The 16,173-nt window shown below is 33.3% G+C and carries 15 protein-coding genes; 8 read left to right on the top strand and 7 right to left on the bottom strand.

From position 1 onward, the window contains the following. The 4 genes from ABDW27_RS13365 to ABDW27_RS13350 all read right to left on the bottom strand — a co-directional run bounded on the left by ABDW27_RS13365 (window position 1) and on the right by ABDW27_RS13350 (window position 3,129). Window positions 1-165, bottom strand: coding sequence for a class I lanthipeptide (locus ABDW27_RS13365; RefSeq protein ID WP_343696359.1), 165 nt, complete (start codon window positions 163-165; stop codon window positions 1-3). Between the two features lie 27 nt (window positions 166-192). After that, a complete protein-coding gene (locus ABDW27_RS13360) occupies window positions 193-357 on the bottom strand; it encodes a class I lanthipeptide (RefSeq protein WP_343696358.1) in 165 nt (54 codons plus the stop codon). A 2-nt stretch (window positions 358-359) separates the two neighbouring features. Next, on the bottom strand, window positions 360-545 hold the full coding sequence (locus ABDW27_RS13355; RefSeq protein ID WP_343696357.1) for a class I lanthipeptide: 186 nt from the start codon (window positions 543-545) through the stop codon (window positions 360-362). A 745-nt stretch (window positions 546-1,290) separates the two neighbouring features. Continuing rightward, window positions 1,291-3,129, bottom strand: coding sequence for a helix-turn-helix domain-containing protein (locus ABDW27_RS13350; protein WP_343696356.1), 1,839 nt, complete (start codon window positions 3,127-3,129; stop codon window positions 1,291-1,293). Between the two features lie 183 nt (window positions 3,130-3,312). Between ABDW27_RS13350 and ABDW27_RS13345 the strand changes: the two genes are divergently transcribed. Then, window positions 3,313-3,474: a hypothetical protein gene (locus ABDW27_RS13345; RefSeq protein WP_343696355.1), complete on the top strand. Its 162-nt coding sequence runs from the start codon at window positions 3,313-3,315 to the stop codon at window positions 3,472-3,474. 117 nt (window positions 3,475-3,591) lie between these two features. Here the strand turns inward: ABDW27_RS13345 and ABDW27_RS13340 are convergent, their stop codons facing one another. Beyond that, window positions 3,592-4,143 carry a hypothetical protein gene (locus ABDW27_RS13340; protein ID WP_343696354.1) on the bottom strand — a complete coding sequence of 184 codons (552 nt, stop codon included), beginning with the start codon at window positions 4,141-4,143 and terminating at the stop codon, window positions 3,592-3,594. Window positions 4,144-4,259: 116 nt separating this feature from the next. Here ABDW27_RS13340 and ABDW27_RS13335 point away from each other — a divergent pair, with 116 nt between their 5' ends. The 7 genes from ABDW27_RS13335 (at window position 4,260) to ABDW27_RS13305 (ending at window position 14,583) form a co-directional block, all read left to right on the top strand. Beyond that, window positions 4,260-7,034 carry a 2-oxoglutarate dehydrogenase E1 component gene (locus tag ABDW27_RS13335; RefSeq protein ID WP_343696353.1) on the top strand — a complete coding sequence of 925 codons (2,775 nt, stop codon included), beginning with the start codon at window positions 4,260-4,262 and terminating at the stop codon, window positions 7,032-7,034. A gap of 73 nt (window positions 7,035-7,107) precedes the next feature. Continuing rightward, window positions 7,108-8,355: a 2-oxoglutarate dehydrogenase complex dihydrolipoyllysine-residue succinyltransferase gene (odhB, locus tag ABDW27_RS13330; RefSeq protein WP_343698136.1), complete on the top strand. Its 1,248-nt coding sequence runs from the start codon at window positions 7,108-7,110 to the stop codon at window positions 8,353-8,355. 226 nt (window positions 8,356-8,581) lie between these two features. Continuing rightward, window positions 8,582-11,026, top strand: coding sequence for a TonB-dependent receptor (locus ABDW27_RS13325; RefSeq protein WP_343696352.1), 2,445 nt, complete (start codon window positions 8,582-8,584; stop codon window positions 11,024-11,026). Between the two features lie 62 nt (window positions 11,027-11,088). Beyond that, window positions 11,089-11,421, top strand: coding sequence for a hypothetical protein (locus tag ABDW27_RS13320; protein WP_343696351.1), 333 nt, complete (start codon window positions 11,089-11,091; stop codon window positions 11,419-11,421). A 13-nt stretch (window positions 11,422-11,434) separates the two neighbouring features. Next, window positions 11,435-11,734 (top strand): hypothetical protein, encoded by a 300-nt coding sequence (locus ABDW27_RS13315; RefSeq protein ID WP_343696350.1) that lies wholly within the window; start codon window positions 11,435-11,437, stop codon window positions 11,732-11,734. Window positions 11,735-11,739: 5 nt separating this feature from the next. Beyond that, window positions 11,740-13,290 carry a PepSY-associated TM helix domain-containing protein gene (locus tag ABDW27_RS13310; protein WP_343696349.1) on the top strand — a complete coding sequence of 517 codons (1,551 nt, stop codon included), beginning with the start codon at window positions 11,740-11,742 and terminating at the stop codon, window positions 13,288-13,290. Between the two features lie 171 nt (window positions 13,291-13,461). Further along, entirely contained in the window at window positions 13,462-14,583 is a 1,122-nt protein-coding gene (locus ABDW27_RS13305) for a PepSY-associated TM helix domain-containing protein (RefSeq protein ID WP_343696348.1), read from the top strand. A 35-nt stretch (window positions 14,584-14,618) separates the two neighbouring features. Here ABDW27_RS13305 and ABDW27_RS13300 read toward each other — a convergent pair whose 3' ends face one another. Together ABDW27_RS13300 and ABDW27_RS13295 are read right to left on the bottom strand one after the other, a co-directional pair. Beyond that, on the bottom strand, window positions 14,619-14,966 hold the full coding sequence (locus ABDW27_RS13300) for a membrane-binding protein (RefSeq protein ID WP_343696347.1): 348 nt from the start codon (window positions 14,964-14,966) through the stop codon (window positions 14,619-14,621). 211 nt (window positions 14,967-15,177) lie between these two features. Then, window positions 15,178-16,173, bottom strand: coding sequence for a TlpA disulfide reductase family protein (locus ABDW27_RS13295; RefSeq protein ID WP_343696346.1), 996 nt, complete (start codon window positions 16,171-16,173; stop codon window positions 15,178-15,180).

The raw sequence follows: 16,173 nt of genomic DNA, 5'->3' as shown, positions 1-16,173 counted from the left end.
TTACATTAAATCGAATGTCACTCTTAAGCAGCAGCATCCTGTACAAGTGTCTTCACCTCCGATTATAGAAGTTCCTCCGTTGATTACTGCTAATAAATTGTCGTTTAGTTCTGTAACAGCGGCTTTATTAAAAACCAGTTTGTTCTTTGGGTTTTGATTTTTCATGTTTAAATATTTTTTAGATTATTAATTTTACATTAAATCGAATGTCACTTTCAGGCAGCAGCATCCTGTACAGGTATCTCCTCCTCCGTCTATAGAAGTTCCACCATTGATTGATGCTAATAAATTGTCATTTAGTTCTGTAACATCTGCTTTTTTAAAATACAGTTTGTTGTTTAGGCTTATGTCTTTCATTTTTATAATTGATTAGGTTTAATTACAGTTATTTTCGTTAAAATTGGATCACATATACATCCGGAATTAGGATTGGTATCGATATCATATCCAGATATTCCTCCATTTACATTTCTTAATTGTAGAACATTTAGTTCTGTTACAGCAGTTGTGCTGAAAATCAGTTTGTTTTGACTTTGTTTTTTCATTTTGTTTAAATTTTTTAGTTATTGAACAGCTTATGCAAATAATTATGTATTTAGAATCAAATGATTCAGAATAGAGCATGTTGGATTGGGCTAAAAATGATTTAGCTGAATGAAATACATAACAATTTCAAATAGATATACTACATCTAAGTTTTAGACAATGCTTAAATAAAAAGCACAGAAATTAGTTCCGGAAAAATCCCGAAAAGTTCTATTTGAAAAGTTTTGAAATGCGTTTTTTTATTTTGTAAAACAACGACTTAGGCTGTTTTACAGCATCATTGTCTTCAATTTTAAAAATTGAATTTTTGCTAAGGCGTTTTGGGCCAGATTGATTACTATTAGTCATAAAATTTTCTTTTTGCCTAACAAGTAATGCCCTGTAGAAGTGTACTTTTAGAAAGAGTAAAAAAAAGTTTTATTGAAAACATTTTTTTTTACTTTTGTAGAAGTAATTTCTGGCAACTTGTTAGTAATTACGTTTTTGTTAAATCAACTTATAAAACAGAGTCTCCACACTCTGTTTTATTTTTTTATTCTGGTTTTGTTTTTGAAGTGGCTACTCGTTTTCACTTTCGCCACCCTTCAAAACCAAAGTCGAAACTAATCTTGTTTTTCCGATTAATTTCTGAGACAAAGTAAAAAGCTTTTTTCCTGAAAAAAAAACGAAAAACCCCCATATTTATAAAATAAGGGGGTCTTTTTAAGGGTTTAAACCGTTTAATACCAGCAACTTACAACAAAACTACTTGTTTTCGTTTTCTTTCATCTGATTTATCTTTTTTATATAAATTGAGGGGCTAATTCCGGTTGCAATCTTAAAATATTTGGTAAATGATTCCGGACTTTTATACCCAATTTCTTCTGCAATTGCATTAATTGAATACGATCTCAGCTTCACATTGTTCTTTAATTCGATAATAATAAAGTTAATTCTGAGCTCATTTACATAGGAACTGAAGTTTTTATCCAGCTCGCTATTGACTATTTTAGATAAATAAGCTGTATTTGTTTTTAATCGTTTTGCAACATTATGCAGCGTAAAGTCCTGTTTTAAAAACAGTTTCTTCTCTTCCAGCTTAATTAATTTATCCAAAATCTCAGTTCTGGTTTCGTCTTTTATAATGAAGTTGCTGTTAGCCGTTTCCTCAATATCAATGTTTTCGATTTCGATATCGGCATCAATATGATCTTCTTCAATATTTGTTCCGTCAGATGAGTTATTTATAGTTACTATACTATTATATATAAGTTCTGTTTCAAACTCTTCGTCTTTTTTATCAGTAAAAGAGCCTGCAATCTCAGTATTATCAGCTGTAGGAGTACTTTGCTGTGTCTCTTCAGAAGATTTCTGGTTTTCAAAATTTTTGATTTTAAGAAGCAGCTCTTCAAACTTAACCTGGTTTTGAATAGATTCTTTTCTTCTTTTAATAAAAAAACCAATAAATAAAAGAATCAAAAAGCTTGTTACTCCCAGCAATATCCATTTTTGATTGGCTTGCTCTGTTTCTCTTTCTTTACTTTCATTAATATCAATTTTATGAAGATGATCTATAGCTTCGATTCGCTTTTCACCTATTTTCTTGGATTTATCAATAAATTGACTGTAGTAATAATTTGATTCTGAATAGTTCTCAACCGATTTATAGTTCTCAGCCAGCAAATAATAAATTTCAGACAGTTTCTCGACCGGTATATTCGACAGAGATTCGTTTTTAATAATCGATTTTAAAAGATCGATTGCTTTATTATATTCTTTTTGAATCGAATAGAGTTTAGAAATCCTGATATTAATCTCTGTAATTAGATTATTACTATCAATTTCCTGAGCAATTTTAAGAGCATTTTCGAACGTAATTTTTGCGTTTGAAAAGTCCTTTTTATCGAGGTAAATTAAGCCCAATTGTTCCAAAAAATGGATTTCGTGCTCTTTTAGGTGGTTTTTTCGGGATTCCTCAATGCCACTTTTTATAAAAACATGGGCTGAATCCTGTTTATTTAAATTAATATAAGTTTTTACCAAGCCTAATTTTATGTCCAGCTTGCTAATATTATTAAAACCCTTCTTAGACAGGTTTTCTTTGTAGATTTTTAATGCTTCCTGATAACGTTCTAATTCGTAAGCAATACTTCCTTTTTTTATTGAAATATAGTTGTAAGCGTCGGTATCATTGAGTTTTTTAGATAAGATTACACATTCTTCATATAAAGTAAGAGCTTCCTGAAAATCAAATTCATTGAATAAATAATTGGCTTTATTTATTTTAAAAACCATTTCCAGCTTTTGATTATCAATTGAATTTGCTTTCTGAATGGCCTTATCAAAGTAGTAAAAAGCGCTGTCTTTCTGGGTTAAAGCCCCGCTTAAATCTGCAAGGAAACAATATGATTTTGCTTCCTCAGCTACCAAATCATTGGCCTTAGCATATTTAAGAAGCTTATGGCAATAATATTTTGCCTTTGCGGGATTATTGTACAATAAGCTTTTAACAGAATCCTTATAAGTTTCAATTTTATTTTGAGAAAAAGTAAAATTGATTGCTAATAATACAACCAGGGTATAAATCCTACTTATTACATTCATATTTATTCATTTTTTAAAAATAAATGATTGACAATCAAATAATTACGTAGATTTCGAAACGGACTATTTTTATAAATCTGGGGATTTATGACTTTTTTTTGAGGCTTTTTTGGGATAATTTCACAATATGATTTTCACAACACATTCAAAACCAATTCAAAAACAATTCAAAACCCAAAGATTATGAAAAAAAATAACTTAAAAAAATTAGTGTTAAAAAAAACTAATATTATTGAGCTTAATTCAGAAGAAGCTAAAAAAATTATAGGAGGTACTAGTACAGTTGCTGCAGCTCCAGAGTATACAGACCCCCGTAGTATGTATTCGATGTTTTGCGTGGTGTAAGCAAACATTGAAGCAAACAAAAAGCGACCCAATTGGGTCGCTTTTTTTATTTGTTTTAGGTTCAAAGGTCTTATACTCTGTGCCTTTGTTTCTTTGTTTCTTTGAACCTTAGCAGCTCTAAAAATACACTCTCACAAAAGGCATAAATCCAGATCCGTAAAGACTTTTGTCCGGATCATACAATACATCGTAACGAGCACCAATTGTAACATTTCCGGTTCTGTAACCTGCACCAAGATATAAAGCAGTATTCCAATAAGCATCAGAAAAAGCAGGTCTGTTTATATTCGATTCATATCTTGTATCTACTCTTACCTGCTCTAACTCTGCAGATAATTGAATTTCCGGAATTGGGTTTACAAGCGTAATGAAACTTCCGCCATAAACATAAGATTCATAATAGTTTTTTGAAGATAAGTAGCCAAACTGGAGCCCGAGTCCAACCGCGACAATTTGGTTAACATTATAAATGGCGCTTGGCATTACCGAGATATCAGTATAACCTGAGCCAATTCCTAAACCAAGACCGCCTCCAAATTGTACTTTTTCCCAGAAATGATTTTTGTTATCAATAACATACGTTTGCTGCGCATTTGCATAACTTGAGAATAACACTGCCAAAATCACAAAAAAAGATCTGCAATCGATTGAAAATTGTTTTTTATTCATAGTTAACGTTTATTTTAACAAATTTTTACGTAAAAGTACGTAAAAAAAAGATTTAAATAGAGGCGATTGTTGTACTTTTGCCATTCTATTTAACAAAAAGTATATTCACTAATATTATGGATAGGTTTTCATTTTTAAATGCAGCGCATACCGAGTTTTTTGCACAATTATACGATCAATATTTAGTTAACCCAGACAGCGTTGAGCCTAGCTGGAGAAGTTTTTTTCAAGGTTTTGACTTTGGACAAACAACTTATAATGACGAAAACCCTGTGCAGACAATCGTTGAGTATGTGTCTAGCCCAAACACAGATTACAGTCAGGTTTCAGAAAAACTACAAAAAGAATTTAACGTTCTAAAATTAATTGATGGTTACCGTACTCGCGGACACTTGTTTACAAAAACAAATCCGGTTCGTGACCGCAGGCAGTCTTCACCAACTTTAGATATTGAAAATTTCGGTTTATCTTCAGCTGATCTTTCAACTGTATTTGATGCTGCACAAACAATAGGAATGACGCCTTCTTCTTTAGAAGCTATTGTAACTCGCCTTAAGGCTATTTACTGCCAGCATATTGGTATTGAATATATGTATATTAGAAATCCTGGTGTTGTAAAATGGATTCAGGATAAATTAGCTGTAAATACAAATCAGCCTAATTTCTCTACAGAAGAAAAGAAAACGATCTTAAATAAATTAAACGAAGCTGTATCTTTTGAGAACTTCCTTCATACTAAATATGTTGGACAAAAACGTTTCTCATTAGAAGGTGGAGAATCTATCATCCCGGCTCTTGATGCTTTAATTGAGCAGGCTGCAGAAAAAGGTGTTGAACAATTCGTAATGGGAATGGCTCATCGTGGTCGTTTGAACGTTTTGGCAAACATCTTCGGAAAATCTACTCAGGATATTTTTGGTGAGTTTGACGGAAAAGATTACGATCAGGAATATTTTGATGGTGACGTAAAATACCACTTAGGTCTTACTGCCGACAGAAAAACAAGATCTGGAAAAAGCATCAACATCAATTTGGCACCAAACCCTTCTCACTTAGAAACTGTTGGAGCTGTAATTGAAGGTATTACAAGAGCAAAACAAGATAAATATTTTGCTGATGATTTCTCTAAAGTTTTACCAATCGCCGTTCACGGAGATGCTGCCATCGCTGGTCAGGGTATTCTTTATGAAATCATTCAAATGGCACAATTAGATGGTTACAAAACTGGAGGAACAATCCACATTGTAATCAACAATCAGGTTGGGTTTACAACTAACTATTTAGACGCTCGTTCATCTACATATTGTACAGACGTTGCAAAAGTAACTTTATCTCCGGTATTACACGTAAATGCTGACGATGCTGAAGCTGTTGTACACGCTGTATCTTTTGCATTAGACTATAGAATGCAGTTTGGACGTGACGTATTTATCGATTTATTAGGATACAGAAAATACGGTCATAACGAAGGTGATGAACCTCGTTTCACGCAGCCGGTTTTATATAAAATCATTGCTAAACATAAAAACCCAAGAGACATTTACGCTGAGAAACTATTATCAGACGGTGTAATCGATGCTTCTTATGTTAATGGTTTAGAAAAAGAATACAAATCTGCTCTTGAAGAAAACTTAGAAGCTTCTCGTAAAAAAGATTTGACAATCATTACTCCATTCATGAAAAACGAATGGGACGGATTTGTTCAGGTAACTGACACACAAATGCTTCAAAAAGTAGATACTACTTTTGACAAAAAAGGGTTAGATTCTATCATCAACACTATTTCAACTTTACCGGAAGACAAAAAGTTCATCAATAAGATAACTAAAATTGTTACGGATAGAAAAGTTGGATACGATAACAACACTCTTGATTGGGGAACTGCAGAAGCATTAGCTTACGGATCTCTTTTAACAGAAGGATTTGATGTTCGTATTTCTGGTCAGGATGTTGAAAGAGGAACTTTCTCTCATCGTCACGCTGTTGTAAAAGTTGAAGATTCTGAAGAAGAAGTAATTTTATTAAACGGAATCGAAAACAAAAAAGGAAAATTCGGCGTATTCAACTCTCTTTTATCTGAATATGGAGTTTTAGGTTTTGATTACGGATATGCATTAGCAAACCCTAAAGCTTTAACAATCTGGGAAGCACAATTTGGAGATTTCTCTAACGGAGCTCAAATCATGATTGACCAGTATATTTCTTGTGGAGAAGATAAATGGAACAACCAAAATGGTATTGTTTTATTATTACCGCACGGATATGAAGGACAAGGTGCAGAACACTCTTCTGCAAGAATGGAGCGTTACTTACAACTTTGCGCAAGACATAATATGTATGTAGCTGATTGTACAACGCCAGCTAACTTCTTCCACTTATTGAGAAGACAAATGAAAACAAACTTCCGTAAACCTTTAGTAGTTTTCTCTCCAAAAAGTTTATTACGTGATCCTAGATGCGTATCAACAGTTGATGAATTAGCAAACGGAAGCTTCCAGGAAACAATTGATGACAATACAGTAGATAAAAAGAAAGTTAAAACTTTAGTTTTCTGTACAGGTAAATTCTACTACGATATTGTGGCTGAAAGAGAAAACAACGGAAGAAATGACGTTGCAGTTGTTCGTATCGAGCAATTATTCCCTTTCCCTGTAGAGCAGATCAAAGAAATCATTGCAAAATATCCAAATGCAGATGATTATGTTTGGGCTCAGGAAGAACCTAAAAACATGGGAGCTTACAGCTTTATGTTAATGAACTTTGATCTTGTAAAATGGAGATTAGCTTCATTAAAAGCATATTCTGCTCCGGCATCAGGAAGTTACACACGTGCAAAACGTCGTCACGCAGATGCAATTAGAATGGTATTCGATAAAAACTTATTTAGATAATTAAAAAATGTTTCAAGTTTCAATCCCGATAACTATCGGGACTGAAACCATAAAAACCTTAAACAAAAACAAGATGATTTTAGAAATGAAAGTCCCATCACCAGGGGAATCAATAAAAGAAGTTGAAATTGCAACTTGGTTAGTAAAAGACGGAGATTATGTAGAAAAAGATCAGGCGATTGCTGAAGTTGATTCAGATAAAGCTACTCTTGAATTACCTGCTGAAATGAGCGGTGTAATTACACTAAAAGCTGAAGAAGGTGATACAGTAGCTGTAGGCGCTGTAGTTTGTTTAATTGATACAGATGCTGCAAAACAATCAGGAAGTGCAGATGCTGCTCCAAAAGCGGAAGCTCCTAAAGCAGAGGCTCCAAAGGCTGAAGTAAAAGAAGCTCCAAAAGCTGAGCCAGTTCAGGCTCCGGCAGCTGCAAGTTACGCAGCTGGAACTCCATCTCCTGCGGCTAGAAAAATATTAGATGAAAAAAATATAGCTCCTGCAGCAGTTACAGGAACTGGAAAAGGCGGCAGAATCACTAAAGACGATGCAGTAAATGCTACAGCTGTAGCTTCTATGGGAACTCCAACTGGAGGAAACCGTGGAACTGAGCGTACAAAATTATCAATGTTACGTCGTAAAGTAGCAGAAAGATTAGTTGCAGCTAAAAATGAAACAGCTATGCTTACTACTTTCAACGAAGTAAACATGACGCCAATCAACAATATCCGTAACGAATACAAAGATGCCTTCAAAGCTAAACACGGTGGTTTAGGTTTAGGTTTTATGTCATTCTTTACAAAAGCGGTTACAAGAGCTTTGCAATTATATCCAGATGTAAACTCTATGATCGACGGAGATTACAAAGTAGGATATGATTTCTGTGATATCTCTATCGCAGTTTCTGGACCAAAAGGATTAATGGTTCCTGTTGTTCGTAATGCTGAAAACTTAACTTTCCGCGGAATTGAAGCTGAAATTAAAAGATTAGCTTTAAGAGCTCGTGATGGTCAAATTACAGTAGACGATATGACGGGAGGAACTTTCACAATCACTAACGGTGGTGTTTTCGGAAGTATGTTATCTACTCCAATCATCAACCCTCCTCAATCAGGAATCTTAGGAATGCACAACATTATTGAGCGTCCGATTGCTGTAAACGGAAAAGTTGAAATTCATCCAATGATGTATGTAGCTCTTTCTTATGACCACAGAATTATCGACGGACGTGAGTCTGTTGGTTTCTTAGTTGCCGTAAAAGAAGCATTAGAAAACCCATTAGAATTATTAATGAATGGCGATGCTAAACGTGCTTTAGAATTGTAATTGTAATAATTTTCGTTAATATAAAAAAGCCTGTTCAAATTAATGAACAGGCTTTTTTGCTTAATATTTGCTTAATTTTGACTTAATTTTAGCTTAAGATGTAAATTTTTTACATAAATGTAATTTTTACCTTTTAAAATACAATTATTTAGAATAAATAAAAATAGCTTGTTTTGTTTACATTCAAAACATACATTTGCACTATTCAAATTAATTCTAAATAAAAATGAAATTCAAATTCCCACTTTCTTTTTTGAGCTTTTGTTTTTTCTTATTAACCGCCGGTACATTATTCGCACAAGAAAAAGCTACATTAAAAGGTCAGATAACTTTAAATAATAACGAATCAGTCGAAAACATTTCTGTTGTTTTAAAAGGAACAAAATACGGAACTACTACAGACGAACACGGTAATTATACCTTAAAGAATATTAAACCCGGAACTTACACTTTAAAAGTTTCATCTGTTGGATATATTACTCAGGAAAAATCAATTGTATTTAAAGAAGGCGAAGAGATTACCCGAAATTTCATTATTTCTTCTAACTCTGAAGATTTATCAGAAGTAGTTGTTAACAGCCGTAAAAATCATTTTGTACGCAAAGAAAACCAACAAGTTTCAAGATTACCTCTTAAAAATTTAGAAAACCCACAAGTATATACTACAATTACAGGAGAAGTTCTTAAAGAGCAAGTAATTACAACATTTGATGATGCCTTAAAAAATGCACCGGGTGTTACACAGCTTTGGACTTCAACAGGCCGTGGTGGTGATGGAGCCAGTTACTACTCTTTAAGAGGATTTCCGGTTCAGGCTACTATTGTAAATGGTGTTCCTGGTTTAACAAACGGTAGTTTAGATCCAGCAAACATTGACAGAATAGAAATTATCAAAGGACCTTCCGGGACTTTATTCGGAAGCAGCTTGATTTCTTATGGAGGATTAATCAACACTACTACAAAAAGACCTTATAAAGGATTTGGCGGTGAAGTAAGCTACACTGTTAGAAGTTATGCATTAAACCGTGCAACTGTAGATCTTAATACTTCGCTTAACGATAAAAAAACACTTAACTTTAGAGTTAACTCAGCATACAACACACAAAACAGTTTTCAGGATGCTGGTTTTATCGAATCATATTTTATAGCTCCTTCATTATCTTATGAAGTAAATGACAGATTATCATTTTTAGTAAATACAGAATTCAGAAGCAATGAAACAACAAACCCAACAATGTTGTTTTTAGACAGAGGAAATCCTTTAAGAGTTCACAATATTGATGAATTAAAATATGATAACAAACGTTCTTATACAAGTAATGAACTAACAATCAAAACACCTTCATACAATATTCAGGGACAAATAAACTATAAGCTTTCAAGCCAATGGACTTCACAGACTATCTTCTCGACAAGTTCTGCAAAATCAACAGGAAATTACGCTTATTTATATGAAGGAACAGCTTACACTCCTATTACAGACGGAATTGTTTTGGCAAGATATTTTAACTATCAGGACAGTAAAAACACCACTTTTGATGTGCAGCAAAACTTCATTGGTGATTTCAAAATTGGAAGTTTAAGAAACAGATTGGTTGTTGGTTTAGATTATTACAACAGAGTTGCTCTTGATCGCGGTTCAAGCTACTTCGGAAACGGATATGTATATGTTGGAGATAATTTAGCTCAGTTTAACGCTGTATTTGGTCCTTCAAATGGTGATACGGGAGATTTAACAAAAGCTGGCTCTGATGCAATTGTGGGAGACAGCCCAAGAAATAACAATAAAACAAAACAAGAAGTTTACAGCGCTTATTTCTCAAACGTAATCAACATTACTCCTGCCCTTTCTGCAATGGTAAGTTTACGTGCAGACCGTTTTATGAACAGCGGAGATGTTTCTTCAGATGCTGACGACTATAACCAAACTTCTTTCTCACCAAAATTCGGATTAGTTTATCAGCCAGTTATTGATAAAGTATCTCTTTTCGCAAACTACATGAACGGTTTTTCAAATGTAGCTCCGGGTGAAAACGTGAGCGGAACGGTAAGAACTCCGGTAACATTTGATCCGGAACATGCCAACCAAATCGAATTTGGTACAAAACTGAACATCTTTAGAGATAAACTATACGCTACTTTAAGCTACTATGATATTAAAGTATCTAATCAGGCATATAGTGTTAGACCAAACGCAACTGACGTAATCAATTATCAGGATGGTGGTCAGCACAATAAAGGTTTCGAGGCTGAATTTATCGCAAATCCGGTTACAGGTTTAAACATTATTTTGGGTTACAGCTATAATGATGCAACATTAACTAAAGGAGATGCTGATTTCGTAGGTTTTAGACCAGAAAGTTCAGGAGCTTACAACTTAGCAAACCTTTGGGCTAGTTATAAATTTACAAATGGTTTCTTAAGAGGTTTTGGTTTAGGATTTGGAGGAAATTATGTTGGAGACAACAAAATCATGAACAGATCAGTTTCGGGAACCTTTACAATTCCTGAGTATACCGTTCTTAATTCTTCGTTGTTTTATAATGCAGAGAAATTTAGTGTAACACTAAAACTAAACAACATTACAAACGAAGAAATCTACGACGGATGGTCAACAATCCACCCGAAAGATCCTAGAACTTTAGCCGCTAGTTTCTCATACAGATTTTAATAAAGAATAATACAAAAACACCTTTCTGTATATAGAAAGGTGTTTTTTAAATTTTCAGGATTATGGTAACAATCGCAAGTCTTATCGTTTTTTTAGCTTTTTACACACTTTATTACACCTCAAAAAGAGCCGCTTTATCGTATGATTTAGGTTTTGAAAAATGGATGCAGAAAAATCCGAAACAAACCAAAATTACAGGACTGGCTTTACTTGCTTCAGCATATGCCATGTGGCTGTTTACGCAGTCTTTGGGATGTGGAACTTTGATGTTTTTTATTCAGCTAATGACAATTGGAAGTTTGATTATCATTCTTACACCATTAAAAAAGGTAAACAGTAAAGCACTTTTAGCGCTCTTAATTATTGTTGCTTTATTAGAATTCTATTACAATTAAACCACATTAATCAATGCCAGCAAATCCAAAATATTTAACCCCGGCATTTTGGCCGCGTTTTGCCAAAATTACTGCCGCTATTTTAGGCGGCTACTTTGTTTCTGTCACATTTCATTTAGCGTTAGCTTCTTGGTTTAACCGACCTGAAGTTTTAATGACAACGGCTTTCAGCGGATTTATACTTTGGGTTGCTTTAATGGTTATTGCTTTCTTAGCAAAAAGCGGATTGAAAATCTGGGGAATTTACATTCTTCTTTCACTCATTTTTTCTCTTCTTATTTATCTTGGTCAAACTTATAATCCTGCTGCGTAATACTTATGAATAATCGTCATTATAATATTTATTTTCATACACATACCGTTAGCGGAATTGTCATCAGCGTTGTGCTTTTTGTTATTTTCTTCGCCGGATCCTTTTCTTTTTTTAGAGATGAAATTATCAATTGGGAAAGAAGTGAATCTACAGCTATTACAAAAGAAATTCAATTAGATTACAATAGCGCTTTAAAAAAACTTGACAAAGAATACCTATTACACGGAAGAAATATCACCATCTCCAAACCATCTGTAGAAAACAGGGTTGCGGTTTATATGGAAGGTACTAAAGATACTTTGGCTCCGGCCAAACAAAAAGAAGGTTCTTTCTTTTATCTTGACAATAAAAATTACAAATCCTATACCTATGAAGACTCTTATTCATTAGGAGAATTTCTATACCGTTTGCATTTCCTGGCGCAGATTCCTTATCCGGTTGGATATTATCTTTCGGGATTTACAGCTTTATTTTTTCTGTTTGCCATTATAACCGGAGTTCTGTTACACTGGAAAAAAATTGTGTCTAATTTTTATGTTTTCCGTCCAAAGGAAAAATTAAAAACATTATGGACAGATGCGCATACAGCATTAGGAATGATCGGTCTTCCGTTTCAGTTTGTCTATGCCGTAACCGGAGCCTTTTTTATGATTAAACTTTTAATTGTAGCGCCGGCCGTTATGGCACTATATAAAGGTGATCAAAATAAATTATACCAGGAATTAGAATACAACGATCCTGACTATAAATTTGAAAACAAAAAGTTAGCTGCTCCTTTTGATATTAATCAGTTGGTTTCTAAAACAAAAAACAATTGGTCCGATTTTGAAATTACACGTGTATTTATTCAAAATTACGGAGATGCCAACATGCACGTTTTAGTTGAAGGAGAAATGCTAAATCACAAACAATTTACCGGAATTGGAAAAGTAGTTTATCGCATTTCTGACGGAAAAGAAATTGCCCGCAAAAATCCTGTTACTCAAAATGGTTATATAGATGTTGTAAAAAATGTTTTATACAGAATTCACTATGGTGATTACGGAGGTTATGCACTAAAAATCGTAAGTTTCGTTTTAGGAATTATCACTTGTTTTGTCATTATTTCAGGAGTAATGATTTGGCTGGTAGCCAGACAAAAGAATAATATGCCTGAAAAGAAAAGACGTTTCAACAATGCTGTGGTTCGTATTTATTTGGCAATCTGTCTCAGTATGTATCCCATCACAGCTTTGTCCTTTATCGGCTCAAAAATATTTTATCCGTTAAGTCAATCGAACTTGTTTAGTTTATATTTTGGCGGATGGCTTTTACTGAGCGTGTTTTTTATCATTAAAAAGAATGATGATTTTACGAATAAATTCTGTTTAATTTCCGGAAGTGTTTTAGGATTTTTAATTCCTGTTACAAACGGAATCGTAACTGGAAATTGGTTTTGGACATCGTTTATGCAAAACAAAATTCAGATTTTCTTTATTGATGTTTTTTGGATTGCTCTGGCTTCTATAACACTTTATACAGCTTATCATTTAAAACCTAAAAAAGAAGTCGCTTAAAAGAACTAAGATTTTTTCACACAGATTCCGCAGATTTGGCAGATTTTTTTAAATATTAATTATCTGCTCGATCTGCAGAATCTGCGTGAAAAAAAACTTTACGCTTCACAAAATATCAGAATTATTTGCCCCATATGAATTTTGCGTATACTTTTACGCTTTTAATCAAAAATGGGATTTACAACGAAAATACGTTTTATACATAAATGGCTCGGATTAATTTCCGGGCTTATTGTTTTTATAGTCTGTATTACCGGTTGTATATTCTGTTTTCACGACGAAATAAAAGACATAACCAGAAAAGAATGGCGTTTGGTAGAACCTCAAAACAAACCTTTTGTACTTCCATCTGTTTTACAGCAAAAGGCCAAAGAAATTCATCCAGATTACAAACAATCTATGGTTTCCTTTTATGGAAAAAACCGATCAGCAATTGTTTTTACTTATTCGGATACCGAAAATTTATACCTCTATTTTAATCCCTATACAGGAGAATATTTAAAAACCGAAAATCCAAAAACGGACTTTTTCATTATTGTCGAATATATCCATCTGTACTTACTACTTCCGGATTATATAGGAAAACACATAATTGGCGGCGCGACTATTATTTTTATTCTGTTATTAATTTCAGGAATTATACAATGGTGGCCAAAACGAAAAAGCGATATCAAAAGAAGTTTCACCATAAAATGGTCAGCAAAATGGCGTCGTGTAAATTATGACTGGCACAACACTTCTGGATTTTATATTGCATTAATTGCGCTTATTCTTGCTATAACAGGATTAACTTTTACCTACGAATGGGTTGGTGACGGAATTTATAAGACTTTTAATTTTGGCGGAAACAAAGAAGCAGAAACAAAAGCTCCAGCAATCGATACAACAAAATTCAGTTCAAATTCTTTAACCGCAGTTGATCGTGCCTTTGTTCAAACCCTGAAATTACAGCCAAAAGCCGAAATGCTTTTTGTTTTATTTCCGCAGCAAAAAGGAGATATTATCAGTACGGGAGCTTATCCGCATACTTTACGATACGATCACCAAAGCAATTATTATTTTCATCCGGGCGATGGGAAATTGATTCAGAGTGATCCTTATTATTCTAAAAGTTTAGGCTTACAGGGTGTCGAAATGAATTATGGAATTCATACCGGACAAATTCTGGATTTACCGGGAAAAATTATTGCCTTTACCATAAGTTTAATTGCTTCTGCTTTACCTGTAACCGGTTTTATAATTTGGTACGGAAGAAATAAAAAATCTAAAAAAAGAAATAAAAAAACCGCCTGAAATAAGCGGTCTTTTTATAAATATTCGAAACTAAATTAGTTTCTGTTTGCTAAAGCATTTTTTTGTAAGTTTTTAACTGAGGCAACTTTATTATCAACATAAGCAACTTCGCTTAAATTATCATCATTAAAGTAAATCCATTTTCCAGTTTTAACTCCGTCTGTGTATTCTCCAACGGCTTTTTTATTTCCTTTTTCGTCATAAGATACCCAGACACCGTCTAATTTACCATCCTTAAAAAAGCCTTCCTGCTGTACTTTACCATTTTCATAATAATATGTAGCTTTTACTGTGTTTCCAACAGCTTCTAATTCAGGTTTTGTTTCTTGTGCAGTCAATATTCCAGAGAACAATATTGCAGCTAAAATTACACTCTTTTTCATATCTAGTAGGTATTAATGTTAAGAAATCATTACCAAATATAATCAAATGTTTACATTAAAAAAACTTTTGCTTAACAATTTGGTAACATTGGATAAAAACTTAACATTGGAAATTTCCCAAAAACAAAAAAACCAACGCTGAGGCATTGGTTTTACTGGTATTTTAGCAAAAAACTAAAATTACGATAACGTTATAAATTTCGTAAATAAATTAGTTCAATAAACTGTTTAACTGTTCCTGAAGCTTAGGATCTGATGGTCTGGAAGCATCAGAGCTCACAATGTTACCATTTGGATCAATTAAAATAAATCTCGGAATTCCGGTTACACCGTACTTTACAACAAAATCAGATTCCCAGTCTTTATCTGCAAATAATTGTACGCCGCCTAATTTTTTATCGGTTACAAATTTTTTCCATTTTTCATTATCCTTTGCTTTATCAATAGAAATACTCACAAATTCAATGTTTTTATCATGGTATTTTTCTTCCACTTTTTGAAGATACGGGATTTCTGCTCTACACGGCGCGCACCAGGTTGCCCATAGATCTATATATATGTACTTTCCTTTTAAATCAGCCAGTTTTGTTTTTCCTCCTTTAAAATTTTCATAATCGAATTCAGGCGAAGGTTTTCCAATTAGTTTTCTTGCTGCAGCAGTTCTTTCATAATCCTGAGCTGCGTATTGATTAAAACTTTCGAAACTCGTTTTCAAAGCTGTTTTAAATTCAGGATCGTAATTTCCTTTTTCAATACTTTCAAAATCAGTTTTCTTTTTAGCTTCTAAAAGTGAAGCAAATTCTGCGGCTTCTTTAGTATAAGCTTCGTTTTGGAATTTTTCATCTTTTAGGGCCTGCTGCGCTAAAAAATTACTTTCATCTACACCTTTACCTTTATAAACAATGGTTTCATCAAATTCCTTAGCGTTCATTGTTAAATTAATTTCAGAATTTGGTTTCAGGTATAAATTAGAAGATTCTGTTCCGTCAGAAAACATATAAAATCCTTTCGGAGCTTCAAAAGAAGCGATAAACATTCCTTTTTTATCAATTGGAATAACTTGCTTAAAATTATTTCTTCCTTTAATAACTAAAGTATCACTGTTTCTATTCTCAATTTTGGCAGTAAATTTTACTTGTTCTTTAGCTTGTCCTATAACATTCAACCCGCTAAAAATCAACAAACCTGTAACAAAAAGTTTTTTCAT

The sequence above is a fragment of the Flavobacterium sp. genome (assembly GCF_039595935.1).
Lineage (GTDB): Bacteria > Bacteroidota > Bacteroidia > Flavobacteriales > Flavobacteriaceae > Flavobacterium.
This window is presented reverse-complemented; position numbering and strand designations above follow the sequence as displayed.

What these genes read in the sequence shown, in the direction of transcription:
- ABDW27_RS13365 (WP_343696359.1), bottom strand. Translation starts at nt 165, where the DNA reads ATGAAAAATCAAAACCCAAAGAACAAACTGGTTTTTAATAAAGCCGCT.
- ABDW27_RS13360 (WP_343696358.1), bottom strand. Translation starts at nt 357, where the DNA reads ATGAAAGACATAAGCCTAAACAACAAACTGTATTTTAAAAAAGCAGAT.
- ABDW27_RS13355 (WP_343696357.1), bottom strand. Translation starts at nt 545, where the DNA reads ATGAAAAAACAAAGTCAAAACAAACTGATTTTCAGCACAACTGCTGTA.
- ABDW27_RS13350 (WP_343696356.1), bottom strand. Translation starts at nt 3,129, where the DNA reads ATGAATGTAATAAGTAGGATTTATACCCTGGTTGTATTATTAGCAATC.
- ABDW27_RS13345 (WP_343696355.1), top strand. Translation starts at nt 3,313, where the DNA reads ATGAAAAAAAATAACTTAAAAAAATTAGTGTTAAAAAAAACTAATATT.
- ABDW27_RS13340 (WP_343696354.1), bottom strand. Translation starts at nt 4,143, where the DNA reads ATGAATAAAAAACAATTTTCAATCGATTGCAGATCTTTTTTTGTGATT.
- ABDW27_RS13335 (WP_343696353.1), top strand. Translation starts at nt 4,260, where the DNA reads ATGGATAGGTTTTCATTTTTAAATGCAGCGCATACCGAGTTTTTTGCA.
- odhB (WP_343698136.1), top strand. Translation starts at nt 7,108, where the DNA reads ATGATTTTAGAAATGAAAGTCCCATCACCAGGGGAATCAATAAAAGAA.
- ABDW27_RS13325 (WP_343696352.1), top strand. Translation starts at nt 8,582, where the DNA reads ATGAAATTCAAATTCCCACTTTCTTTTTTGAGCTTTTGTTTTTTCTTA.
- ABDW27_RS13320 (WP_343696351.1), top strand. Translation starts at nt 11,089, where the DNA reads ATGGTAACAATCGCAAGTCTTATCGTTTTTTTAGCTTTTTACACACTT.
- ABDW27_RS13315 (WP_343696350.1), top strand. Translation starts at nt 11,435, where the DNA reads ATGCCAGCAAATCCAAAATATTTAACCCCGGCATTTTGGCCGCGTTTT.
- ABDW27_RS13310 (WP_343696349.1), top strand. Translation starts at nt 11,740, where the DNA reads ATGAATAATCGTCATTATAATATTTATTTTCATACACATACCGTTAGC.
- ABDW27_RS13305 (WP_343696348.1), top strand. Translation starts at nt 13,462, where the DNA reads ATGGGATTTACAACGAAAATACGTTTTATACATAAATGGCTCGGATTA.
- ABDW27_RS13300 (WP_343696347.1), bottom strand. Translation starts at nt 14,966, where the DNA reads ATGAAAAAGAGTGTAATTTTAGCTGCAATATTGTTCTCTGGAATATTG.
- ABDW27_RS13295 (WP_343696346.1), bottom strand. Translation starts at nt 16,173, where the DNA reads ATGAAAAAACTTTTTGTTACAGGTTTGTTGATTTTTAGCGGGTTGAAT.